The organism is Pseudomonas sp. LB3P14 (assembly GCF_054898045.1).
Genome location: NZ_CM142714.1, coordinates 5936365 through 5961577, shown reverse-complemented (window position 1 = coordinate 5961577; position 25213 = coordinate 5936365). Strand labels below are relative to the sequence as shown.

Here is a 25213-nt window from a genome sequence, read left to right as displayed (position 1 = left end):
TTTAGTCACTGGAAATCCGACCATTAAAGAAGCCCGCAACTAGGCGGGCTCTTTTACGGCGGTTTGAAAAGCTACAGCGCGAACAACTCCGCAGGCAGCTTCATCAAGCAATCGCTGCCCGCCTCGATAGCCGCACGATGAGCAGCCGTGCGTGGCAGCAAACGTTTGAAGTAAAACTCGCTGGTTGCCAGTTTTGCCTGGCAGTAATCGGCATCGCCACTGCCCGAATCGAGCTGTGCCTGAGCGACCAGCGCCATGCGCAGCCACAGATAGCCAAGGATGATGTAACCGCTGTACATCAGGTAATCCACCGAAGCTGCGCCGACTTCATCCGGATTTTTCATCGCGGCCATGCCGACCTTGGTGGTCACCTCTCCCCACTGCTGATTCAGGTCGTTGAGCTGCGCCACGTAGCTGGCGAGTTGCGGATGCCCGGCGTTTGCCGCACAGAACGTGTGGACGATTTTGGTGAAGCCGCGCAGCAGTTTCCCTTGGCTGCCGAGGACTTTTCTTCCAAGTAAGTCCAGCGCCTGAATGCCGTTGGTGCCTTCATAGATCGGTGCGATCCGACAATCACGAACCAATTGCTCCATGCCCCACTCGCGGATGAATCCGTGACCACCAAACACCTGCATGCCATGGTTGGTCACTTCCAGTCCGGTATCGGTCATGAAGGCTTTGCAGATCGGCGTGAGGAACGCCAGCAGGTCTTCGGCCTCCTGACGCGCCGTTTCATCCGGGCTCAGATGCGCCACGTCCAGCAACTGCGCGGTGAAGTAAGTCAGCGCCCGATTGCCTTCGTTGAAGGCCTTCATGGTCAGCAACATCCTGCGCACATCAGGATGAACAATGATCGGATCGGCGGCTTTTTCCGGCGCTTTCGGGCCGGTCAGCGAGCGCATCTGCAGACGGTCGTTGGCGTACTTGATCGCGCCCTGAAAGCTCGCCTCCCCCAGACACAAACCCTGCATGCCGGTGCCCAGCCGCGCATGGTTCATCATGGTGAACATGCAGTTCAGGCCCTTGTTCGGCTCACCGATCAAGAAGCCCTTGGCACCATCAAAGTTCAGGACGCAGGTGGCTGAAGCCTTGATGCCCATTTTGTGCTCGATCGAGCCGCATGAAACGCCGTTGCGCTCTCCTGCCTCACCCTCGTCATTGGGTAGGAATTTAGGAACGATAAACAACGAAATGCCCTTGGTGCCGGCTGGAGCGTCCGGCAGTTTCGCCAGCACCAGGTGAATAATGTTGTCGCTCATGTCGTGCTCGCCGGCGGAGATGAAGATCTTGCTGCCGGAGATCGCGTAACTGCCATCGGCCGCGGGCACCGCGCGGGTTTTGATGATGCCCAGGTCGGTGCCGCAATGGGCTTCGGTCAGGCACATGGTGCCGGTCCATTGGCCGGCGGTGAGTTTGCTCAGGTACGTCTGTTTTTGCTCTTCAGTGCCATGGGCGTGGATTGCCGACATCGCGCCGTGGGTCAGGCCGGGGTACATGCCCCAGGAGGTGTTGCTGGAGCCAACCATTTCGCTGATGACCAGCCCCAGTGAACTCGGCAAACCCTGGCCACCGTAAACCGGATCAGCCGCCAGGCCATGCCAGCCGCCTTCAACGTATTGTGCGAATGCCTGCTTGAAGCCTGTAGGCGTCGTGACCACGCCATTGTCGAAATGGCAGCCTTCTTCGTCGCCGCTGCGGTTCAGCGGTGCGAGAACGTTCTCACAGAATTTTGCACCTTCTTCGAGGATCGCATTGATCATGTCCGGGCTGGCATCGGTGGCTCCCAGCGCGGCGTAGTTACTGTGAAAATCGAAGACGTGGTCGATCAAAAAGCGCATGTCGCGCAGGGGAGCTTTGTACTCAGGCATGGTCATTTCTCCGGCAGCAGATTCCCCAAACCTACTGCCGCGCACCCGCCCTCACAATCACAGTCCAGACGCTGAATGCGTCATCATCACTCATTCATTGGCGGCGTCCATGCGCACCGCGCCACGACGGTTCTGACCGAACGCCACCACACAGTTCCGCCCCGCTCCCTTGGCGCTGTAGAGCGCCTCGTCAGCGGACTTGAGCACTTTTTCGGGGGTACGCTGCTCCAGTCGTTCGGCGACACCAATACTGACGGTGACCGACACACTTGAGGCGCTCGAACCCGCCCGGCGCTGGCGACCTTGCTGGTCGTCCTGGGGGCGGCTGTCCTGATTGCGCAGTTGAATGTTGTAGGTGGCGATGGACTCGCGGATGACTTCCAGGTGCGGCATGCACTCTTCGAGGGTCTTGCCCGCGAACACCAGGGCGAATTCCTCACCGCCGTAGCGATATGCCCTACCGCCTCCGCTGATTTTCGACAACTTGCTGGCGACAAGTCGCAGTACCTGGTCGCCGACATCGTGGCCGTGAGTGTCGTTGAATTTCTTGAAGTGATCGACGTCGCTCATCGCCAGTACGTAATTGCGCCCCAACCGCTGCATCCGCTCGTTCAAGGCGCGGCGGCCCGGCAGACCGGTAAGCTCATCGCGGAAGGCCATTTGATAGGCCTCATGGGCGACCGCTGCGGCAATCATCAACATCACCTGACTGCACATGATGTTCAGGGTGAACGGCAGGATGAACGTTTTCGGCAACATCCAGAACAACCCGAGCAAGCCCACCCATTGGGCAGCATGCAAAGGTCTCGGATTGCGCCAGTATTGCCAGGCCAGTAATACAAACGAGGCGATGAACACTGGATAAGACAACTGGATCAAGCTCATCCAGGCGCCATGCAAGGCTGGCCAGCGGATCTCCGACAGCCACATCAACAGCGCCTGTGGGTAACTTTGTTCCAGCCCCAACGCTACGCTACCGAAGGCCATCAATACCGCGAAGCGCGCCACCATGTCCTGGAACAGGTGGGTGCGCTCCTGCCAAGCGGCGAACAAGCCAAAGAGCAGCGGCAGCAACAGGCAGCACAGATGGAAGACCACCGCGGCGTCTTCACGGACTTTGCCATTGTCGCGGTAGTAATCAGTCTGGGTGTCGAGCAGGAAGTAGGCGATGTACACCGTGACCATCAGAAACAGCTCACGCTGACGTCGGTAAACCGCGCAGTAAGCACCGCCGAGCAACAACACCAGCGTTGGCAGTACGTTGAACAGCGAGGTGAAAAAGACGTTCAGATCCTTCACGTACGCAGCCGCAAGCCCCGCCAGCAAAAGCACTAATGACGGCAGGAAATGGCTGAAACGTACAGCGGAAGAACGCGGCAAGGGTAAAGCTCCGACCCGGCAAACAAAGATGGCATTGTGCCTGCTCTTCGAGCGGCATGTCACATCGCCATCCTCTTTAACGGCAGCAAAGGCGTTCTGCTTAGCGTTTTAGTCAGGAATATTTACGCGTTGATATCGCGCACAAAAAAGCCGCTGCTCCCGAGGAAGCAGCGGCTTTATGAAGTGACAGCGTGGGACTTAGTAACCCAGCGCGAAGTCTTCTTCTTTCATGTCCATCAGGTTGTTGGCGCCCGACAGCATGGTGACAACATGAGTGCGAGTACGCGGCAGGATGCGCTGGAAGTAGAAGCGCGCAGTCTGCAGCTTGGCGGTGTAGAACGCCTCTTCGGTGGTACCGGCAGCCAGTTTCTCGGCAGCCAGACGCGCCATGTCAGCCCAGAAGTAAGCCAGGCAGGCGTAACCGGAGTACATCAGGTAGTCCACCGACGCCGCGCCGACTTCTTCGCGGTCTTTCATGGCAGCCATACCGACCTTCATGGTCAGCTCGCCCCACTCTTTGTTCAGCGCAGCCAATGGCTCGACGAACTCTTTGACCGCTTCGTTGCCTTCGTTGGTCTGGCAGAACTTGTGGACGATTTTGGTGAAGCCTTTCAGAGCCTCGCCTTGAGTCATCAGCACTTTACGGCCCAGCAGGTCGAGTGCCTGGATACCGGTGGTACCTTCGTACAACATCGAAATGCGGCTGTCGCGAACGTTCTGCTCCATGCCCCACTCGGCGATGAAGCCGTGGCCGCCATAGATTTGTACGCCGTGGTTGGCAGACTCGAAGCCGACTTCAGTCATGAAGGCTTTGGCGATTGGCGTCATGAACGCCAGCAATGCGTCGGCTTTCTTCTTCTCTTCTTCGTCCACGCCGTACTTGACGATGTCGACTTGCTTGGCGGTGAAGTAAACCATCGCACGGTTGCCTTCGGCGAAGGCCTTCATGGTCAACAGCATGCGACGTACGTCGGGGTGCACGATGATCGGGTCAGCGGCTTTTTCTGGCGCTTTCGGGCCGGTCAGCGAGCGCATTTGCAGACGATCGCGAGCGTATTTCAGGCCGCCCTGGAATCCGATCTCGGCATGAGCCAGACCTTGCAGTGCAGTACCCAGACGTGCGGTGTTCATGAAGGTGAACATGCAGTTCAGGCCTTTGTTCGCCGGGCCGATGAGGAAACCGGTGGCCGCGTCGAAGTTCATTACGCAGGTGGCGTTACCGTGGATGCCCATCTTGTGTTCCAGGGAACCACAGGTCACAGCGTTACGAGCGCCGATCGAACCGTCTGCGTTCGGCATGAACTTGGGAACGATGAACAGCGAAATGCCTTTGGTGCCAGCCGGTGCATCCGGCAGGCGTGCCAGCACGATGTGGACGATGTTGTCGGCCATGTCGTGTTCGCCGGCCGAGATGAAGATCTTGGTGCCGGATACTTTGTAGGAACCGTCGGCCTGAGGTTCAGCCTTGGTGCGCAGCATGCCCAGGTCGGTGCCACAGTGCGGTTCGGTCAGGCACATGGTGCCGGTCCATTCGCCGGAGACCAGTTTGGTCAGGTAAGCCTCTTGCTGCTCAGGCGTGCCGTGCTCGGAAATGGTGTTCATCGCGCCATGGGACAGGCCTGGGTACATGCCCCACGACCAGTTGGCTTCGCCAACCATTTCGCTGACAGCCAGACCCAGAGACTCCGGCAGGCCTTGGCCGCCATGTTCTACGTCGTGGGCCAGGCTTGGCCAGCCGCCTTCTACGAATTGCTTGTAGGCTTCTTTGAAGCCAGTCGGGGTTTTAACGCCGGACTCGCTCCAGGTACAGCCTTCGGTGTCACCCACGCGGTTCAGCGGAGCCAGCACCTGCTCACAAAACTTGGCGCCTTCTTCGAGAATGGCGTCAACCATGTCCGGAGTTGCGTCCGAGCAAGCCGGAAGGCTCTGATAGTGCGCTTCGTAGCCGAGCAGTTCGTCACGAACGAAGCGAATATCACGCAAGGGGGCCTTGTAGTCAGGCATAGCGATAAACCTCTGCTGATGTAACCGGGAATGAACGACCGTGTTGATTTGTTGTGACGGTCAAACAGTTGTTTGAAACATACGTTTACGACCAAATCTTGTCAAGCGCCGATCTTTTGCCATTCGTCATCACACCACGCAAATGCCAGACACACGGCGACATAACACCGATGACCGAGCAACGCGCCGTGTACGAAAGAGTAGTTGAGGGAGAAGAACTTACGCACGAAAACGCGGCGAAGGGTCGCGGCGTTGAAGGTGTGGTTTCAGCGAGGGATCAGGCGAAGGTATCAATCAGCGTACCGAGCACTTCGTCGGATGCCTTGGCGACTTTGACACCCAGCTCAACCTGAAATTTGCCCTGAGACATCTCGACCATGTTACTGGCCAGGTCAGACTGCTGACTGCGATCTACCGAACGCAGACGATCAACCTGAGCCTCTGAAGACTGGCTGGTCACCGAACGCTCGATCGTAGTGTTGGCGATCTGGCCAGAGGCTTGATCGACACGGTTCTGCCCTGTCTGAATAGTGCTCAGACCGGCATAAAAAGCGGTGCTTCCTGAGATTTCCATGGGAGAACTCGTCCTTGCAAAGGATCAACAGCGGCCATTGAACCAGACCCACCACTAAAAGGCCCGACAAAAACAATAATGGCACAGTGCCTTGTCATAGTTAAAACCCCAGCCAAAAAACTTCAGTCCAGCAAATCCAGTTGAAGATGCTCGGCCACCGCCTCGGCGGTCACCAACTTGAGTTTCGGCACCCGCCCCAGGCACGGTGCCGGGATTCGCTCAGCGAGGGTCGCAAGGTTTTCTTCCAGACGCGAAGTCTTCGCGTCGATGATATTGGCCACCCACCCCGCCAACTGCAAACCGTCCTGAGCAATTGCCTCGGCCGTCAACAGCGCATGGTTGATGCAACCCAGGCGCACGCCCACCACCAGGATCACCGGCAGATCCAGGGCCATCGCCAGGTCCGACAGATTGTCCTGATCCGCCAAAGGCACCCGCCAGCCTCCAGCACCTTCGATCAAGGTGAAATCCGCCTGCATATCGAGGATCTCCTGCATGGGCGCCAACAATGATTGCACCGTCAACACCACACCGGCCTCCCGTGCCGCCAGATGCGGAGCGATGGCGGGTTCGAAAGCCACAGGGTTGACCTGTGCATAAGTCAAAGGCACCGAGCACTCCGCCAGCAACGCCAATGCATCGGCGTTGCGCAAGCCCTTGGGCGTCACATCGCAACCAGAGGCGACCGGCTTGCCCGCCGCCGTACTCAATCCCGCCGACCGCGCGGCATGCAGCAAGCCTGCGGCAACCGTGGTCTTGCCGATATCGGTGTCCGTACCGGTGATGAAATACGCTGCGCTCATTAGGGTTTCTCCAAAACCGCGTACACCACTTGATAAGTCGCCGGCAGACCTTCGGCCTGACGAAATTGCTCATAGGCCTCGATCAAGCCGAGGATCCGCGCCCTGCCAGTCAAACCGCCTGGCCGACCGGGGTTCAGGTTGTGCGCGCCCAGTGCCTTGAGTTCATGGGTCAGGCTGCGCACATCCGGGTAATGCAACACGTGCGGCCGGTTTTCCAGGCTCGCGACGCTCAAACCGCTGGCCGCGCACAGCTGCTGATAAACCCCGAACTCGCGGAAGCGGTTGACGTGCACCATGCCGTCCACCTGACGCCAGCTGTCACGCAGCTCAAACAACGTGCCCACGCACAGACTAGCAAACGCGAAAATTCCGCCCGGTTTCAGCACCCGATGCGCCTCACTGAGCACTGAGGCGAAGTCTGCACACCACTGCACTGCCAGGCTGGAGAAGATCAAATCGCAGGTTGAATCCTGCAACGGCAACCGCTCGGCATCGCCTGCAATGAAATGCGTTGCACCGCCCAATGGCCGGGCGTGATTGAGCATGCCCTCGGCGATGTCCAATGCCAGTCCGTTGCTGGCAGGAAATCGCTCGCCCAATGCACGGCTGAAATGCCCGGTGCCGCAGCCCAGGTCCAGCCAACGACCCGGCACAAAGTCTTCCGGCAAACGGCTCATTAATTGGCTGCCGACATCACGCTGCAATTCGGCCACGCTGTCATAGCTCGCCGCCGCGCGGGAAAAGGATGCCGCCACCTGGCGTTTGTCGGGCAAGCCGCCGGGCAGGTTGGGAAGGGATAAATCAGTCATCACCAAACTCATGCAAAAAGGCCTGAATCGCCCCCGCCACACCGTGGGGGTCTTCCAGCAGAAACGCGTGGCTGGCCTGTTCAATCAGACCGATTTCGACATCCGGCAACAACGTCAGCAGGTGCCCTGCCGCTTCGGCCGGAACCAGTCCGTCGAGGCCGGCGAACAAATGTAATTGCGGACCGCGGAATGCTTGCAATGCCTCGCGAGTATCCAATTGTGCGAGCAACTCCAGGCCGCTCATCAGCACATCAGGCGACGTGTGTGGCGCGCCACCGAGCAACAGCCGCGACAACCCGCGTGGATCTTCAGCGCCCTGGGCACAGAGCAGCGAAAAGCGTTTCAACGTCATGCGCGGATCGGTGTTGCAACCCGCCAGAAACGCATCGAAGGTCTCACCGGGCATCGCGGTCGGCCATTGCTCATGGGCGACAAAAGAAGGATTGCTCGCCAGGGTCAGCAAGCCGCAGCAACGATCGCCGCGCCGGGCCGCCAACTCGCAAGCGAGCATGCCGCCCAGGGACCAGCCACCGAGCCAGACATCCTGTGGCACCGTCGAATCGAGTTCATCGAGCCATTCTTCAAGCGTGCTCGACACCAACTCTGGCAACGGTTCGATCTCGACCTGCAGGTGTTCATCCAGCCCCTGTAACGCGGCGGCCAAAGGTTCCAGCGGCGAAATTCCGAGGCCCCAGCCAGGCAGCAGAATCAAACGATTACGCATGGCTTGGCTCCGGTCCCAGTTGTTGAAAACAATCGGCCAGTCCATTTAACAATAGCTGCACCTGAGCCTCGCTGTGCGCGGCGGTCAGGGTCACACGCAGACGGGCGCTGCCGGCGGGCACGGTCGGTGGACGGATCGCCGTCACCATCAGACCGCGCTCGCGCAACATCTGCGACAGTCGAACCGCACGCCCGGCATCGCCGATCATGATCGGCTGGATCGGCGTGAAGCTGTCCATCAACTCCAGGCCGATCTGCTCGGCACCGTGGCGGAATTGGCGGATCAGCGTTTTCAAATGTTCACGTCGCCAGTGTTCGCTACGCAGCAGCTCAAGGCTTTTCAGCGTCGCGCAGGCCAGCGCCGGTGGCTGGCTGGTGGTGTAAATGTAGGGACGGGCGAACTGGATCAGGCTCTCGATCAGTTCCTCGCTGCCAGCCACAAACGCCCCGGCCGTACCGAACGCCTTGCCGAGGGTGCCGACCAATACCGGCACGTCTTCCTGACTCAGGCCGAAATGCTCGACGATCCCGCCGCCATTGGCACCCAGCGGACCAAACCCGTGAGCGTCATCGACCATCAACCATGCACCTTTGGCTTTTGCCTCCCGAGCCAGCGCCGGCAGGTCGGCGATGTCGCCGTCCATGCTGAACACGCCATCGGTGACGACCAGGGTGTTGCCGGTCGCCTTCTCGAGACGCTTGGCCAGACTCGCCGCGTCGTTGTGCAGATAGCGATTGAAGCGCGCACCGGACAACAGCCCCGCATCCAGCAGTGACGCGTGATTGAGCCGGTCTTCCAGCACTGTATCGCCCTGCCCCACCAACGCAGTGACTGCGCCGAGGTTGGCCATGTAACCGGTGGTGAACAACAGCGCGCGCGGGCGACCGGTGAAATCGGCCAAGGCCTCTTCCAGCGCGTGATGCGGGCTGCTGTGGCCGATGACCAAGTGCGACGCCCCGCCGCCGACGCCCCAACGGGTTGCCCCGGCGCGCCAGGCTTCGATTACTTGCGGGTGATTGGCCAAGCCCAGGTAGTCGTTGTTACAGAACGCCAGCAACGGCTGACCATCGACCACCACTTCCGGGCCTTGAGGGCTTTCGAGCAATGGGCGATGGCGATAAAGATTTTCGGCACGACGGGCAGCAAGGCGTGCGGCGAGATCGAAAGACATGCAGGCCTCACGGGTCAGAATTCAAAAACGATGTTGCAGAACCTGTGGGAGCGAGCCTGCTCGGGAAGAGGCCACAAAATTCAACATCTATGTTGAATATCAAATCGCTTTCGCGAGCAGGCTCGCTCCCACAATGTTTTGCATTCCTTCAGAAGGATCGGTGGAGGCTTCAAACAGCAGCGTTATAGAACTGCTCGCTGCTCTTCTGCTCAACCAGCGCTTGTTCGATCGCGGCCTGATGGACTTCGTCAGCGTGCTCTTCGCGCGCTTCCGGCAGGATGCCCAGGCGAGAGAACAGTTGCATGTCCTTGTCGGCCTGCGGGTTGGCGGTGGTCAGCAATTTATCGCCGTAGAAAATCGAGTTGGCACCGGCGAAGAACGCCAGGGCCTGCATCTGCTCGTTCATCGCTTCGCGGCCGGCGGACAGGCGCACGTGGGATTGCGGCATCAGGATGCGGGCGACAGCGAGCATGCGGATGAAGTCGAACGGGTCGATATCGTCGGCGTTTTCCAGCGGCGTACCGGCGACTTTCACCAGCATGTTGATCGGCACCGACTCAGGATGCTCTGGCAGGTTGGCCAACTGGATCAGCAGATTGGCGCGGTCATCAAGCGACTCGCCCATGCCAAGGATCCCGCCGGAGCAGATCTTCATTCCCGAGTCACGCACGTAGGCCAGGGTTTGCAGGCGCTCGCTGTAAGTACGGGTGGTGATGATGCTGCCGTAGAACTCAGGCGACGTATCGAGGTTGTGGTTGTAGTAGTCGAGACCCGCCTGAGCCAGGGCGACGGTCTGGTCCTGATCGAGACGACCCAGCGTCATGCAGGTTTCCAGGCCCATGGCTTTCACGCCTTTGACCATTTCCAGCACGTACGGCATGTCTTTGGCCGACGGGTGCTTCCACGCCGCGCCCATGCAGAAACGGGTCGAACCGATGGCCTTGGCGCGAGCGGCCTCTTCGAGGACCTTCTGCACTTCCATCAGCTTTTCTTTTTCCAGGCCGGTGTTGTAGTGACCGGACTGCGGGCAATATTTGCAATCTTCCGGGCAGGCGCCGGTTTTGATCGACAGCAGCGTCGACACCTGGACCCGATTAGCGTCGAAATGTGCGCGGTGCACCGTCTGCGCCTGGAACAACAGGTCGTTGAATGGCTGAACGAAGAGTGCTTTGACTTCGGCCAAAGACCAGTCATGACGCAGGGTTGCAGTGGTGCTGGCGCTCATGGGCGTTTCCTTTGTTTTATGCTTGGCAAGCGGCTGGGGAATGGAATACCCACAGACGCGACACGGATGTTTGGCATATTTAAGGAAGACTCATGCGCTGTCAACCACGATACGATGGACCGGTTTACATCTGGTTAAAAAATAAACAATTTTGCTTGCTCTGCGCAGAAGCGGCCGATGAAAGTACGCCGATCTGCATGGCCTGTGAAATGGAGCTGCCCTGGCTTGGCGATCAATGCCAAACCTGCGCTCTGCCGTTGCCCGCCGCTGGCCTGACCTGCGGCCAATGCCTGAAACAACCGCCCGCCTTCGAGCGGGTTGCCGCGCCATGGACTTACAGCTTTCCGGTGGACACGTTGATCATGCGCTTCAAACATTCTGCGAAGTGGCCGTTTGGTCGCCTGCTCGCCGAACTTCTCGCGCAATTCCTGCAAAATCGCTTCGATGAGGATCTAGAGCGGCCCGACGCTCTGGTCCCGGTGCCGCTGGCCGCCAGGCGCCTGCGTGAACGGGGTTTCAATCAGGCCGCGATGCTGGCCCGCTGGCTCAGCGCCAGCCTCGACATTCCTTGTGATGAAACGCTGCTGTTGAGGATTCAGGACACCCGCGCGCAACAGGAGCTGAATGCCGACGCCCGCAAAAAAAACCTGCGCAATGCCTTCACTCTTGCGCCCGATATGTCCATCAAGGGTCGACATTTGGCAGTGGTCGACGACGTGCTCACCACCGGCGCTACAGCCCAGGCCCTCGCTCGGCTGTTGATGGACGCCGGCGCCGCGCGGGTGGACGTCTATTGCCTGGCCCGCACACCCAAACCCGGCGATGCGCCCTGACTTGACTCCCGGGCCCCAAGCCGCCAACGTCCTTCCCATCGCCACCGCCTAAAGCGTCTTGTCATGTCCTTGCCTACGTTGTTGTCCCAGCACATTGTCCGTCGCCCGCAGCGCATTGCGTTGCTGCAACACATTGCCGAACAGGGCTCGATCACCCGCGCTGCCAAAAGCGCGGGCCTGAGTTACAAAGCGGCCTGGGACGCCATCGATGAGTTGAACAACCTCGCGCAAAAGCCGTTGGTGGAGCGCAGTGTCGGCGGCAAGGGCGGCGGCGGCGCCAAACTCTCCAGCGAAGGCGAGCGCGTATTGCGCCTGTATCAAAAGCTGCAAGCCTTGCAGACTCAGGTGCTGGAAGCCGCCGAAGATGCCAGCGATCTGGACCTGCTCGGTCGGCTGATGCTCAGAACCAGCGCGCGCAATCAATTGCATGGCAAGGTCGTGGCGATCGATAACCAAGGGCACAACGACCGGATTCGTCTCGAATTGGCCGAAGGCTTGAGCATCGATGCACAGATTACTCACGACAGCACCTTGCGTCTGGAACTCGAAACCGGCACCGAAGTGGTCGCACTGATCAAGGCCGGTTGGCTTGAGTTGCTGGGCAACGATCAAGTGGCAACACCCGGCAATAATTGCCTGAAGGGCATCATCGAGGAAATTCTCGACGCCGAAGACGGCCCCAGCGAAGTGCGCATCGGCCTGCCCAATGGCCAGACCCTCTGCGCGCTGGCCGAACCGCTGCACTTGACAACCCTCGGCCTCGCCGCCGATAAACCGGTGCGGGTGCAATTCGCGCCGTCCAACGTTTTGCTCGGTACACCGCTCTGAAACACAAGCGTCATTAACGCTCATTAAGGTGACTGCAAAAACCCGCAGGGAGCCTGATGTGAGCCTATTAGAAGACAACCAATCCACCGACCTCGAGAAAATGGTCGGTCTCAGCCGTCGTGGCTTCATCAGCGCTGGCGCCCTTTGCGGTGCCGCGATGTTCCTGGGCGGCAACCTGCTGAGCCGCAGCGTGCTGGCTGCGAGTGTCAGCGCCGGCTCCAGCAAACTGTTGGGTTTTGACAGTATTCCCGCCGCCACCAGCGACGCCATCAGCCTGCCGCCAGGTTACAAATCTTCGGTGTTGATCAGCTGGGGCCAGCCCCTGCAGAAGAACGGCCCGGCGTTCGACCCGAGTGGCAACGGCTCGGCCGAGCATCAGGAAATCCAGTTCGGCGACAACAATGACGGCATGAGCCTGTTCGAATTCCCCGGTGACAAAGACCGGGCGCTGATGGCGATCAACAACGAATACACCAACTATCGCTACCTCTACGCCCACGGCGGCATGCCGCAGTCGGCTGCTGACGTGCGCAAGGCGTTGGCCTGTGAAGGCGTGTCGGTGATCGAAGTACAGCGCAAGAGTGGCCAGTGGCAGTTCGTCCAGGGTTCGCGTTACAACCGGCGCATCCACGGCAACGCGCCGATCAGCCTGAGCGGCCCGGCCGCCGGCCACGCGCTGCTGAAAACCAGTGTCGACCCACACGGCAAGAAGGTCCTTGGCACCTTCCAGAACTGCGCCAACGGCAAAACGCCTTGGGGCACGTATCTGACCTGTGAAGAAAACTTCACCGACTGCTTCGGCAGCAGCAATGCCGAGCAAAAGTTCGACGCCGCGCAGAAACGCTACGGCGCGGTGGCGACCAGCAAAGAGATCAACTGGCACCCGCACGACGAGCGCTTCGACCTGGCCAAAAACCCCAACGAACTCAACCGTCACGGCTGGGTGGTGGAAATCGACCCGTTCGACCCGCAATCGACGCCGGTCAAACGCACCGCGCTGGGTCGTTTCAAACATGAAAACGCCGCCCTTGCCGAAACCGATGACGGTCACGCCGTGGTGTACATGGGCGACGATGAGCGCGGCGAGTTCATCTACAAATTCGTCAGCCGCGACAAGATCAACCATAAAAACCCCAAGGCCAACCGCGACCTGCTGGACCACGGCATTTTGTACGTGGCGCGCTTCGATGCGGGCGATGGCAATGCCGATCATCCGAAAGGCCAGGGCGAATGGATCGAACTGACCCACGGTAAAAACGGCATCGACGCCAGCAGCGGTTTCGCCGATCAGGCCGAAGTGCTGATTCACGCACGCCTCGCCGCCAGTGTGGTGAAAGCTACGCGCATGGACCGCCCGGAATGGATCGTCGTCAGCCCCAAGGATGGCCAGGTTTATTGCACGCTGACCAACAACGCCAAGCGTGGCGAGGATGGCCAGCCGGTGGGCGGACCCAACCCGCGCGAGAAAAACGTCTATGGGCAGATTCTGCGCTGGCGCACCGACCGTGACGATCACGGCGCCAAAAGCTTTTCCTGGGACCTGTTTGTGGTCGCCGGCAACCCGGGCGTCCACGCCGGCACGCCGAAGGGCGGTTCGTCGAACATCACGCCACAGAACATGTTCAACAGTCCGGATGGTTTGGGGTTCGACAAAGCTGGGCGCCTATGGATTCTCACCGATGGGGACTCGAGCAATGCCGGTGATTTCGCGGGCATGGGCAACAATCAGATGCTCTGCGCTGATCCGGTAACCGGGGAGATTCGGCGCTTCATGGTCGGGCCGGTGGGCTGTGAGGTGACGGGAATCAGCTTCTCGCCAGACCAGAAGACCTTGTTTGTCGGGATTCAGCATCCGGGGGAGAACGGTGGGTCGACGTTCCCTGAGCATCTGCCAAATGGCAAGCCGCGGTCTTCGGTGATGGCGATTTCCCGGGAAGATGGCGGGATCGTCGGCGCCTGACAGGGCCGCAGTAAATGATCGTTCCCACGCTCTGCGTGGGAATGCCTCACCGGACGCTCCGCGTCCGCTTCTGGGGGACGCGGAGCGTCCCCGGCTGCATTCCCACGCAGAGCGTGGGAACGATCCCCCTAAAGAAGGCCCGTCTGCGCTACCATGCTTGGCCGGACGCGGCAGCCTGCCGCGCGCAGGAGTCAGCATGGCCCACCCGTTTGCAACCCTCACCCCAGACCTCGTGCTCGATGCCGTCGAAAGCATCGGCTTTCTCAGCGACGCGCGCATTCTGGCGCTCAACAGCTACGAGAACCGTGTCTATCAGGTCGGCATCGAAGACTCCGAGCCGCTGATCGCCAAGTTCTACCGCCCGCAGCGCTGGACCAACGAAGCGATTCTCGAAGAGCACCAATTCACCTTCGAACTCGCCGAGTGCGACGTGCCGGTGGTCGCGCCGATGATTCACAACGGTGCCAGCCTGCACGAACACAACGGTTTCCGATTCACCCTGTTCCCCCGCCGTGGTGGCCGTGCGCCAGAGCCCGGCAATCTCGATCAGCTGTATCGCCTGGGGCAACTGCTCGGTCGCCTGCACGCCGTCGGCGCTACAAAGCCGTTCGAACACCGCGAAGCGCTGGGCGTGAATAACTTCGGTCATAACTCGCTGACGACATTACTCGAAGGCAATTTCATACCGCGCAGTTTGCTGCCAGCCTACGAGTCGGTGGCCCGCGACCTGCTCAAGCGTGTGGAAGAGGTCTACAACGTTACACCGCACAAGAACATCCGCATGCACGGCGACTGCCACCCCGGCAACATGATGTGCCGCGACGAGATGTTCCATATCGTCGACCTCGACGACTGCCGCATGGGCCCCGCGGTGCAGGACATCTGGATGATGCTCGCCGGTGATCGTCAGGAATGTCTCGGTCAGTTGTCGGAATTGATGGACGGCTACGGTGAGTTCCACGACTTCGATCCGCGGGAACTGGCGTTGATCGAACCGCTGCGCGCCTTGCGCCTGATGCACTACAGCGCCTGGCTCGCCCGCCGCTGGGAAGACCCGGCATTCCCACACAGTTTTCCGTGGTTCGGCACGGAACGGTATTGGGGCGATCAGGTGTTGGCATTGCGCGAACAACTGGCTGCACTCAACGAAGAACCATTAAAACTTTTCTGACACACACTGAAACCCTGTGGGAGCGAGCCTGCTCGCGAATACGGCGGCACATTCAGCACATCAGTGACTGACCAACCGCTTTCGCGAGCAGGCTCGCTCCCACAGGTGTTGTGTTCACAATTGCCCAACCTATTCAGGTAGGACATTCGAAGACAAATCTCCTTACAATCTCCTCTTTGTTAGCTGCCTAAGCAAGGATTCTGCATGCAAGCTGCCAACCCGCGTCGCGGGTACATCCTGGGCCTGAGTGCCTACATCATCTGGGGACTTTTCCCGCTCTACTTCAAAGCCATCGCCAGCGTGCCTGCCGTGGAGATCATCATCCACCGCGTGCTCTGGTCCGCGCTGTTCGGCGCTTTGCTGCTGATGGTGTGGAAACATCCGGGTTGGTGGCGCGAGTTGCGTGACAACCCGAAACGCCTGGCGATCCTGGCCCTGAGCGGCACGCTGATCGCGGCCAACTGGCTGACCTACGTCTGGTCGGTGAACAACGGGCGCATGCTCGAAGCCAGCCTCGGTTACTACATCAACCCGCTGGTGAACGTGCTCTTGGGCATGTTGATCCTTGGCGAACGACTGCGACGCATGCAATGGCTGGCGGTAGGCCTGGCGACGGTCGGCGTCGCGCAACAGGTTTGGCAAGTCGGCAGCCTGCCGTGGGTGTCCCTGGTGCTGGCGCTAACCTTCGGTTTCTACGGACTGATCCGCAAGCAGGCACCGGTCAAAGCGTTACCTGGACTGGTGGTGGAAACCTGGATGCTGGTGCCGATTGCCGTCGCGTGGTTGCTGTTCAACCCCACCGCGAGCAGCGCTCAAGCCGAATTCTGGACCACGTCCGAAGCCTGGTGGCTGGTGGCCGCCGGTCCAGTGACGCTGGTGCCGCTGGTGTGTTTTAACGCCGCTGCACGGCATTTGCCCTACACGACGTTGGGATTCCTCCAGTACCTGGCGCCGACGCTGGTGCTGTTGCAGGCCGTTCTGCTGTTTGGCGAACATTTGTCGTCCAGCACACTGGTAGCGTTCATCTTTATCTGGGCAGGCTTGGCGGTTTACAGCGTCGACGCCTGGGTCAGCCTGCGCCGCCGCCGCTGATCAAAAAACACACAAACCTCTGCAGGCCACGATTCCCGTGGCCTGCACCGATCATTCCCAAGGTTATCCACAGCGTGATCCCCGGCGTTTGTGCGCAAGTCCCTGAAACTGCTGGTTTTTTGATCAGATTCTGAAGAGTCCCGGCCGACGTGGCCTGGCGGGCTGTCTCTACAGGTTATCCACAGGCAGGTGCACGTATAACTTGGATAACCTTTTCAGGGTTCACTGCGCAGTACCAATTCGACCATCAAATCGTCCGCCAGGGTTTCCAGTCGCGATTGCAGCACGTCCAGGGACAGCGTCAGCGGCACGGCGAGAATCGCTTCAGCGTGGAACAGAGGCTCGCTGCTCATCGGCGCCGGACGTACTTCGGTCACCAGACGCTCCAGGTTCACCCCCTGCTCACTCAGCAGACGCGTGATGTCGCGAACGATCCCCGGGCGGTCATTGCCCACCAATTCCATGGCAATCGGTTTCCAGGTGCACGATTGCTCGATGCCGCTTTCGGCAATCAGCACGCGAATGCCATGGGCGGACAACGCCTGTAGGGCATCCACCAGTTCATCGTAGGCCTCGGCCGGCACGCCCACACGAAGAATCCCGGCGAACTGCCCGGCCATGCGCGACATGCGACTTTCCAGCCAGTTACCGCCGTGTTCGGCAATGCACTGGGCGATGCGCTCGACCTGCCCTGGCTTGTCTGGAGCGAATACAGTGAGTACGAGGTGGTCCATGGCGCAGCCCTCTGGTCATGACTTTTGTTATAGAAGACCAAGTATAGGCAAGGGGCGGGAATCGGCTCGGTGCCTCGGAAAACCAAAGCTGCATAGCAGTGAATGGAAGATTATGTGTACAAGTTTTTATATTTAACTGGAACAATCCAATAGTTTTTTGAGAACATCCCGTTCCCCGACGTGACCGCAATGCGTCATGGGGTCGCAGTACGACGTAATTAGTCTAATTTTCACAACCGCAATTCATCATGTAGTATGCCGCAGCGCGCACTACATAACGTTGGATCGATGTCTGCCCAGGCGCAGTCGCAGCCCTGAAAGCCCTATCAGCAAGGCCTTGAAGCCGTTGATCGGTTCCGTCCCAGCCGCCCGAAATGGCATGTACTGGTGGAAGGGGTTTGTGGTTTAAATGCCAAAGGCTTCATTGTTAAATTGAAGAGCTGAAAAGCGAAATAGCTGAGCAGAGTGAGGCAAGCAATGACTGAACACGTTCAAGTCGGTGGCCTGCAGGTCGCCAAAGTCCTGTTCGACTTCGTAAACAACGAAGCCATTCCCGGTACCGGCCTCACCGCCGATAAGTTCTGGGCCGGTGCCGACAAGGTCATTCATGACCTGGCACCGAAGAACAAAGCCCTACTCGCCAAACGCGATGATATCCAGGCTCGTATCGGTGGCTGGCACCAATCCCGTGCCGGGCAACCACACGACGCCGTGGCCTATAAAGCCTTCTTGCAAGACATCGGTTATCTGCTGCCAGAAGCGGCTGATTTCCAGGCAACGACGCAAAACGTCGATGACGAAATCGCCCGCATGGCCGGTCCACAGCTCGTGGTTCCGGTGATGAACGCCCGCTTCGCGCTCAATGCCTCGAACGCCCGCTGGGGTTCGCTGTATGACGCGCTCTACGGCACCGACGCCATCAGCGAGGCTGACGGCGCGGAAAAAGGCAAAGGCTACAACAAGGTTCGCGGTGACAAGGTCATCGCCTTCGCCCGTGCCTTCCTCGATGAAGCGGCGCCATTGGCTGCCGGCACTCACGTCGATTCCACCGCCTACAAGATCGTTGACGGAAAACTGGTGGTCGCCCTTAAAGGCGGCAGCAACACCGGCCTGCGCGACGATGTCCAGCTGATCGGTTTCCACGGCGATGCAGCTGCACCGACCGCGATCCTGCTGAAGAACAACGGCCTGCACTTCGAAATCCAGGTCGACGCCAGCACCCCGGTCGGCCAGACCGACGCTGCCGGTGTCAAAGACATCCTGATGGAAGCCGCGCTGACCACCATCATGGACTGCGAAGACTCGGTCGCCGCCGTCGATGCCGATGACAAAGTGGTGATCTACCGCAATTGGCTCGGCCTGATGAAGGGCGATCTGTCGGAAGAAGTCTCCAAGGGCGGTCAGACCTTTACCCGCACCATGAATGCCGACCGCACTTATACCGGTGTCGACGGTAAAGAACTGAGCCTGCATGGTCGTTCGTTGTTGTTCGTGCGCAATGTCGGTCATCTGATGACCATCGACGCGATCCTCGACAAAGATGGCAACGAAGTGCCGGAAGGCATTCTCGACGGCCTGGTCACCAGCCTGGCGGCGATCCACAGCCTCAACGGCAATAACACGCGCAAGAACAGCCGTACTGGCTCGGTCTATATCGTAAAGCCAAAGATGCACGGCCCGGAAGAAGCGGCGTTCACCAACGAGCTGTTCGGTCGCATCGAAGACGTGCTCGGCCTGCCGCGCAACACGCTGAAAGTCGGGATCATGGACGAGGAGCGCCGTACCACGATCAACCTCAAGGCCTGCATCAAGGCCGCCAGCGAGCGTGTAGTGTTCATCAACACCGGTTTCCTCGACCGTACCGGCGATGAAATCCACACCTCCATGGAAGCCGGCCCGATGGTGCGCAAGGCGGACATGAAGGCTGAGAAGTGGATCGGCGCCTACGAGAACTGGAACGTCGATATCGGTTTGAGTACCGGCCTGCAAGGTCGCGCCCAGATCGGTAAAGGCATGTGGGCGATGCCGGACCTGATGGCCGCGATGCTCGAACAGAAAATCGCTCACCCGCTGGCCGGTGCCAACACCGCTTGGGTTCCATCGCCGACCGCTGCTGCGCTGCACGCGCTGCACTACCACAAGGTCGACGTGTTCGCCCGCCAGGCCGAACTGGCCAAACGTGCGCGCGCTTCGGTGGATGACATCCTGACCATCCCGTTGGCCGTCAATCCAGACTGGACTGCTGAGCAGATCAAGAACGAACTGGACAACAACGCCCAGGGCATTCTCGGTTACGTGGTGCGCTGGATTGACCAGGGCGTCGGTTGCTCGAAAGTGCCGGACATCAATGACATCGGTCTGATGGAAGACCGTGCGACGCTGCGGATTTCCAGCCAGCACATCGCCAACTGGCTGCGTCACGGCATCGTCACCGAAGATCAGGTCTTGGAAAGCCTCAAGCGCATGGCGCCAGTGGTTGACCGTCAGAACGCCAACGACGCGCTGTATCGTCCGCTGGCACCGAACTTCGACAGCAACATCGCCTTCCAGGCGGCGGTCGAACTGGTGGTCGAAGGCACGAAGCAGCCGAACGGCTACACCGAGCCGGTACTGCACCGTCGTCGCCGCGAGTTCAAGGCTGCCAATGGCCTGTAACTAAACGCTGACAGCCGTACAAAAAAAGCCCTGATCGAAAGATCAGGGCTTTTTTGTTTGTGGGTTAGATCGTTCCCACGCTCTGCGTGGGAATGCCTCCACGGACGCTCCGCGTTCGGCACTGAATGGGACGCGGAGCGTCCCGGGCTGCATTCCCACGCAGAGCGTGGGAACGATCATTGGTTCCTACACATCCATTCCCAACTCATGCTTGACCAGCGCCAACAGCTTGCCGGTATCGACAGGTTTGAGCAGGAAGTCGACCACGCTCAAATGCATCGCAGCGATCGCATCTTTCACGTCGGCGTCACCGGAAACAATGATGATCGGCATTGCCGCCCGAACCGACTCACGCACCTGGCGGATCAGGTCCAGGCCATCGACATTCCTCATCCGCAGATCCGTAATGACCAGGCCGATCGATGGCGTCGTCTCCAACATCTTGAGTGCAGTTTCACCACTGGCAGCGGTCATGGAGCGCACCCCGTCCAGCGCCAGAATCTCCGACAGCAGCTCACGCGCGTCTTTATCGTCGTCGACGATCAGTACTCGCTGTGGCGGCAGGTCAGGTTCCAGCATGACGTCACTCAGGGCCTTGCGCTCGGCGTCACTCAAAATATCGTGGTCGGACATGGCTTTCTCTGCGTTTCCAATTCAATTGCTATCACTTCCGTGTGACATCACCCAGTAAACCTTCAGGGTGCACTTCGTCGGAAAGTTTTCCTATAGCCAATGTAGGAGGTTTTTCCCACAGTTGCGTCGGACTTTTCCCAAATACCGACAGCTTCACTGCCTACCTAGACTTACGTCCAATGGGCACCCTGCACGCAGAGGCCGACCATGAGTGAGTCATCCGACAACCACAATTCAAAAAAAGACTGCGGTAATCGTTATGAGTAAAGCGGACGCCTTCACACAGGCAGGGAAAACCGCGGTGTTGCAGAACATCCAGGGCACTTTGCAATTCCTTCAGCGCTTCCCGCCCTTCAATCAAATGGAACACGCCCACCTGGCGTACCTGGTCGAGCAGTGTCAGCTGCGTTTTTATGCCCCCGGCGAGTGCATCATCAAGCCCGCCGACGGTCCGGTTGAACATTTCTACATCGTCAAACAAGGCCGAGTCGTGGGTGAACGTCCCCACACGGCCAAGGGCGGGACCGAAACCACCTTCGAAATCACCACCGGCGAGTGCTTCCCCCTCGCCGCGTTGCTGGGGGAGCGTGCAACCCGCACCGAACACCTCGCGGCCGAAGACACCTTTTGCCTACAGCTGAACAAGCTGGCGTTCATCAAACTGTTCGCACTTTCCAACGCGTTTCGCGACTTTTCCCTACGCGGCGTGAGCAGCCTGCTGGATCAGGTTAACCAGCAAGTCCAGCAAAAAGCCGTGGAAACCCTCGGCACCCAGTACTCGCTCAATACCCGACTGGGCGAATTGGCCATGCGTCATCCGGTGACCTGCAGCCCGGCCACGCCGCTGCGTGAAGCCGTGACCCGGATGCACGAGCAGCAGGTCGGCAGCATTGTGGTGGTCGACGAACATAAAGCGCCGCTGGGGATTTTCACCCTGCGCGACCTGCGCCATGTGGTGGCCGACGGCACCAACGACTTCAACGAAGCCATCGAACGGCACATGACCCAGGCGCCGTTTTTCCTGTCGCCGGACCACAGCGCCTTCGATGCGGCGATTGCCATGACCGAGCGGCACATCGCCCACGTCTGCCTGGTAAAGGATCATCGCCTCTGCGGCGTGGTCTCGGAACGTGATTTGTTTTCCCTGCAACGGGTCGACCTGGTGCATCTGGCGCGGACCCTCCGCAGCGCCCAGCGCGTAGAAAACCTGGTTTCGATGCGCGGCGAGATCGGTCAACTGGTGGAGCGCATGCTGGCCCACGGCGCCTCTTCAACCCAGATCACGCACATCATCACCCTGCTCAACGACCACACCGTGTGCCGGGTGATCGAACTGACACTCGCCGAGAAAGGCGACCCAGGTGTGCCGTTCAGCTGGCTGTGCTTTGGTAGCGAAGGTCGTCGCGAACAGACGCTGCACACCGATCAGGACAACGGCATTCTGTTCGAAGCCCGGGACGCGGCCCATGCCGCCGAGATTCGCGGCAAATTGCTGCCCATTGCCCAGCAGATCAACCAGAGCCTGGCGCTCTGCGGTTTCACCCTGTGCAAGGGCAATATCATGGCCGGCAACCCCGAGTTGTGTCTGTCCCGGGCCGAATGGTCGCGACGTTTTGCGGCGTTTATCCGCGAAGCAACGCCGGAGAACCTGCTGGGTTCGAGCATTTATTTCGACTTGCGGGTGGTTTGGGGTGACGAGCAAGGCTGCGAGCAGCTGCGTCGGGGAATTCTCGATCAGGTGAATGACAACCGGCTATTCCAACGGATGATGGCCGAGAACGCCCTGCGCAACCGTCCGCCCGTAGGACGTTTCCGTGAGTTCGTACTGGCCCGCAAGAATGGCGAGAAAGCCACCCTGGACTTGAAAGTCCAAGGGTTGACCCCTTTTGTGGACGGTGCCCGACTGCTCGCGTTGGCCCATGGGATCGAGGCGAACAACACGCTGGAGCGCTTTCGCCAACTGGTAGCCAAAGAAGTCATCGAACGGCTGGACGGTGCGGCGTACGAAGAGGCCTATCACTTCATCCAGCAAGCCCGCATGCAGCAACATCAGCTACAGACCCGGGAGAACTTGCCCTACTCCAACCGGGTGGATCCGGACAGCCTCAATCATCTGGATCGACGGATCCTGCGTGAATCCCTGCGCCAGGCACAACGCCTGCAAAGCAGCCTGGCCCTGCGGTATCAGCTATGAGCCTGTTTTCATGGCTGCGCCCGGCAGGTCCGAGCCTTCCCGGCGAACTTCAACAACGTCTGCAACGCTTGCCCTTGGCGGCAGAGTTCGGCGAATGCAGCCTGCGCGAACAGCGCTGGGTGGTACTCGACCTGGAAACCACCGGGCTGAACCTGAACAAGGATCGGGTGTTGTCCATCGGCGCGGTAGTGATCGAGGACGGCGCGATCGATTTCAGCCAGCAGTTCGAACGCACGTTGCAATGCGCCGACATGAAGTTGGCTCCGAGCGTGTTGATCCATGGCCTGGGGCCGAGTGCGATTGCCGCCGGCAGCGATCCGGCTCAGGCCCTGGTCGAATTCATGGAGTTCGTCGGCGACAGTCCGGTGCTGGCGTTTCATGCGCCGTTCGATCAGCACATGCTCGGGCGGGCGCTGAAAGACCATCTGGGCTACAAGTTGCAGCATCCGTTTCTGGATGTGGCAGACATCGCGCCGCTGCTTTGCCCTCAGGCGCACATTCGCGATGCCGGGCTGGATGAGTGGATCGACTGGTTCAAACTGGAAGTGTTCGAGCGCCACAATGCCAGTGCCGATGCGTTGGCCACCGCTGAGCTGGCGTTGATTTTGTTCAGCCGGGCGCGGCAATTGCAGATTCATAGCCCTTTGAATTTGCAGCAGCGGATGAATCAGTGGAAGCGGCGGCAGCGAGCGCCTTCCTTTTAGATACGCTGCGCCTGTTCCGGCCCCTTCGCGGGCAAGCCTCGCTCCCACAGGTATTGTGTCGTTTGCGAAATTGGCGAACGACACAATACCTGTGGGAGCGAGGCTTGCCCGCGAAGAACGATGACGCGGTCCAACTGACACCCCGTCAAAAACACCCGACCAGCGCCAATTGCTTACCTCCCCCGCCTCTGCCACAATCGCGAACAATTCTCGTTAGTTAACACTTCCCAATCGGTGATGCTGCGTGTCGTCAGTCCAAAGCCCTCAAAGTGAGCTCGTTGGTGCGTTGTATCGCGACCATCGCGGTTGGCTATTGGCTTGGCTGCGACGCAACGTGGCCTGTCCGCAACGAGCCGAAGACCTGAGTCAGGACACGTTCGTGCGCTTGCTGGGTCGTGAAGAGCTGAAGGCGCCGCGTGAGCCACGCGCGTTTCTGGTGGCGATTGCCAAGGGTCTGCTGTTCGACTATTTCCGCCGTGCCGCGCTGGAGCAGGCCTACCTCACGGAACTGATGCTGATCCCTGAAGGTGAACAACCGTCAGTGGAGGAACAGCAACTGATCCTCGAAGACCTCAAAGCCATCGACCGTCTGCTCGGCAAGCTTTCAAGCAAGGCCCGGGCGGCGTTTCTCTATAACCGCCTCGACGGCCTCGGCCATGCCGAAATCGCCGAGCGCCTGGGTGTGTCAGTGCCGCGAGTTCGTCAGTACCTGGCCCAGGGCATTCGTCAGTGCTACATCGCTTTGTACGGTGAGCCAGTATGAGTCCGGTCAGCTCCAAACCCGTCTCGGCGCAGGTGCTGGATGCCGCGATTGCCTGGCAATTGTCCCTGGACTCCAGCAACCCGGTGGAGCGCGAAGAGTTCGCCAAATGGCATGCCGCCCACGAAGAACATGCGCGGGCATGGCGCCAACTGGGCATGCTCGACCAGCGCTTCAGCGTTGCCAGCGGCCCGGCACGCACCGCGTTACTGCAATCGCGGGAGAGCATCCGCCGTCGAGTGCGCAAACTCGGCAGCGGCGTGGCCAGCATCGTCGCGGTGATCGGGTTGGCGCTGTTCGCCGGTGATCGTTATCTGCCGATCGACTATTGGCTGGCCGACCAGCGCACCGCCACCGGTGAGCAACGCACCCTGCGCCTGACCGACGGCACGCTGATCAACCTCAATACTCACAGTGCCGTGGACGTGCGTTTCGATGAAACGCAGCGACTGATCATCCTCCAGGAAGGGGAAATCCTTGTCGAAACCGGCCATGGTGACGCCCGGCCGTTTATCGTCGAAACCCGCGAAGGCAGCCTGCGCGCACTGGGGACAAGGTTCCTGGTCAAACGCGAAGAAGAAGGCACGCGCCTGAGCGTGCTGAAATCGGCAGTGGCGGCTCATCCCGAGTCGAGTCCTGAAGAACAGATTTTGCGTGAAGGCCAGCAAGTCCTGATGCGCAGCAATGGCCTCGGGCCGATCGTTGCGCTCAACCTTGGCGCCGATGCCTGGACCCGCGGCATGCTGGTGGTGGACAACACGCGATTGGAAGACCTGGTCCATGAACTCAGTCGCTATCGACGCGGGCATTTGGGTGTTGCACCCGAGATTGCCGACCTGCGAATCACCGGCAGCTTCCCGCTGCATGACACCGACAAGGCGCTGAGCGCGCTATTGCCGACCCTGCCGGTGCAGATCGAACAGCACACGCCGTGGTGGGTGACGGTCGTGGCGAAGACAGACGCTAAATGATCGTTCCCACGCTCTGCGTGGGAATGCAGCCCGTGACGCTCCGCGTCACATGCCGAAGCGGACGCAGAGCGTCCATTGAGGCATTCCCACGCAGAGCGTGGGAACGATCCGGATAAAGAT

21 protein-coding genes are annotated in these 25213 nt (G+C 59.7%); 10 read left to right on the top strand and 11 right to left on the bottom strand.

Features of this window, described 5'->3' with window-relative positions; genetic code table 11:
• Positions 1-71 precede the first annotated feature (71 nt).
• The 9 genes from ACYZT5_RS27240 to bioB all read right to left on the bottom strand — a co-directional run bounded on the left by ACYZT5_RS27240 (position 72) and on the right by bioB (position 10558).
• Positions 72-1868, bottom strand: coding sequence for an acyl-CoA dehydrogenase C-terminal domain-containing protein (locus ACYZT5_RS27240; protein WP_462048193.1), 1797 nt, complete (start codon positions 1866-1868; stop codon positions 72-74).
• A 90-nt stretch (positions 1869-1958) separates the two neighbouring features.
• Positions 1959-3248 carry a GGDEF domain-containing protein gene (locus tag ACYZT5_RS27235; RefSeq protein ID WP_462048192.1) on the bottom strand — a complete coding sequence of 430 codons (1290 nt, stop codon included), beginning with the start codon at positions 3246-3248 and terminating at the stop codon, positions 1959-1961.
• Between the two features lie 198 nt (positions 3249-3446).
• Entirely contained in the window at positions 3447-5252 is a 1806-nt protein-coding gene (locus tag ACYZT5_RS27230) for a phenylacyl-CoA dehydrogenase (protein ID WP_462048191.1), read from the bottom strand.
• A gap of 277 nt (positions 5253-5529) precedes the next feature.
• Positions 5530-5826 (bottom strand): pyrroloquinoline quinone biosynthesis protein PqqE, encoded by a 297-nt coding sequence (locus ACYZT5_RS27225; RefSeq protein WP_462048190.1) that lies wholly within the window; start codon positions 5824-5826, stop codon positions 5530-5532.
• A 122-nt stretch (positions 5827-5948) separates the two neighbouring features.
• A complete protein-coding gene (gene bioD / locus ACYZT5_RS27220; protein ID WP_462048189.1) occupies positions 5949-6629 on the bottom strand; it encodes a dethiobiotin synthase in 681 nt (226 codons plus the stop codon).
• A complete protein-coding gene (gene bioC, locus ACYZT5_RS27215; RefSeq protein ID WP_462048188.1) occupies positions 6629-7438 on the bottom strand; it encodes a malonyl-ACP O-methyltransferase BioC in 810 nt (269 codons plus the stop codon). The genes bioD and bioC overlap by 1 nt, the downstream gene beginning before the upstream one ends.
• Positions 7431-8162: an alpha/beta fold hydrolase gene (locus tag ACYZT5_RS27210; RefSeq protein ID WP_462048187.1), complete on the bottom strand. Its 732-nt coding sequence runs from the start codon at positions 8160-8162 to the stop codon at positions 7431-7433. The genes bioC and ACYZT5_RS27210 overlap by 8 nt, the downstream gene beginning before the upstream one ends.
• Entirely contained in the window at positions 8155-9333 is a 1179-nt protein-coding gene (bioF, locus tag ACYZT5_RS27205; RefSeq protein WP_462048186.1) for an 8-amino-7-oxononanoate synthase, read from the bottom strand. The genes ACYZT5_RS27210 and bioF overlap by 8 nt, the downstream gene beginning before the upstream one ends.
• A gap of 169 nt (positions 9334-9502) precedes the next feature.
• On the bottom strand, positions 9503-10558 hold the full coding sequence (gene bioB, locus ACYZT5_RS27200) for a biotin synthase BioB (protein ID WP_461966722.1): 1056 nt from the start codon (positions 10556-10558) through the stop codon (positions 9503-9505).
• A 92-nt stretch (positions 10559-10650) separates the two neighbouring features.
• Here bioB and ACYZT5_RS27195 point away from each other — a divergent pair, with 92 nt between their 5' ends.
• From ACYZT5_RS27195 to rarD, 5 genes are all read left to right on the top strand, one after another.
• The gene (locus tag ACYZT5_RS27195; protein ID WP_462048185.1) at positions 10651-11391 is read left to right on the top strand and encodes a ComF family protein; all 741 of its coding nucleotides are present in this window, start codon (positions 10651-10653) and stop codon (positions 11389-11391) included.
• Between the two features lie 63 nt (positions 11392-11454).
• On the top strand, positions 11455-12219 hold the full coding sequence (locus ACYZT5_RS27190; RefSeq protein WP_462048184.1) for a TOBE domain-containing protein: 765 nt from the start codon (positions 11455-11457) through the stop codon (positions 12217-12219).
• A 58-nt stretch (positions 12220-12277) separates the two neighbouring features.
• Positions 12278-14179, top strand: coding sequence for a PhoX family protein (locus ACYZT5_RS27185; protein WP_462048183.1), 1902 nt, complete (start codon positions 12278-12280; stop codon positions 14177-14179).
• Between the two features lie 196 nt (positions 14180-14375).
• Positions 14376-15350, top strand: a complete 975-nt coding sequence (locus ACYZT5_RS27180) for a serine/threonine protein kinase (protein ID WP_462048182.1) — start codon at positions 14376-14378, stop codon at positions 15348-15350.
• Between the two features lie 204 nt (positions 15351-15554).
• Positions 15555-16442: an EamA family transporter RarD gene (gene rarD / locus ACYZT5_RS27175; protein ID WP_462048181.1), complete on the top strand. Its 888-nt coding sequence runs from the start codon at positions 15555-15557 to the stop codon at positions 16440-16442.
• A 215-nt stretch (positions 16443-16657) separates the two neighbouring features.
• Here the strand turns inward: rarD and ACYZT5_RS27170 are convergent, their stop codons facing one another.
• A complete protein-coding gene (locus tag ACYZT5_RS27170) occupies positions 16658-17176 on the bottom strand; it encodes a glycine cleavage system transcriptional repressor (RefSeq protein WP_007947710.1) in 519 nt (172 codons plus the stop codon).
• A gap of 477 nt (positions 17177-17653) precedes the next feature.
• On the opposite strand from ACYZT5_RS27170, the gene ACYZT5_RS27165 reads away from it, so the two are divergent.
• The gene (locus ACYZT5_RS27165) at positions 17654-19831 is read left to right on the top strand and encodes a malate synthase G (protein WP_462048180.1); all 2178 of its coding nucleotides are present in this window, start codon (positions 17654-17656) and stop codon (positions 19829-19831) included.
• Between the two features lie 186 nt (positions 19832-20017).
• Here ACYZT5_RS27165 and ACYZT5_RS27160 read toward each other — a convergent pair whose 3' ends face one another.
• Positions 20018-20464, bottom strand: a complete 447-nt coding sequence (locus ACYZT5_RS27160) for a response regulator (protein ID WP_462048179.1) — start codon at positions 20462-20464, stop codon at positions 20018-20020.
• A 259-nt stretch (positions 20465-20723) separates the two neighbouring features.
• On the opposite strand from ACYZT5_RS27160, the gene ACYZT5_RS27155 reads away from it, so the two are divergent.
• The 4 genes from ACYZT5_RS27155 (at position 20724) to ACYZT5_RS27140 (ending at position 25093) form a co-directional block, all read left to right on the top strand.
• On the top strand, positions 20724-22658 hold the full coding sequence (locus tag ACYZT5_RS27155; RefSeq protein WP_462048178.1) for a putative nucleotidyltransferase substrate binding domain-containing protein: 1935 nt from the start codon (positions 20724-20726) through the stop codon (positions 22656-22658).
• Positions 22655-23362, top strand: coding sequence for a 3'-5' exonuclease (locus ACYZT5_RS27150; RefSeq protein ID WP_462048177.1), 708 nt, complete (start codon positions 22655-22657; stop codon positions 23360-23362). The genes ACYZT5_RS27155 and ACYZT5_RS27150 overlap by 4 nt, the downstream gene beginning before the upstream one ends.
• Before the next feature lie 244 nt (positions 23363-23606).
• Positions 23607-24125: an RNA polymerase sigma factor gene (locus ACYZT5_RS27145; RefSeq protein ID WP_462048176.1), complete on the top strand. Its 519-nt coding sequence runs from the start codon at positions 23607-23609 to the stop codon at positions 24123-24125.
• The gene (locus ACYZT5_RS27140) at positions 24122-25093 is read left to right on the top strand and encodes a FecR domain-containing protein (protein ID WP_462048175.1); all 972 of its coding nucleotides are present in this window, start codon (positions 24122-24124) and stop codon (positions 25091-25093) included. The genes ACYZT5_RS27145 and ACYZT5_RS27140 overlap by 4 nt, the downstream gene beginning before the upstream one ends.
• The last annotated feature ends 120 nt before the right edge of the window (positions 25094-25213 follow it).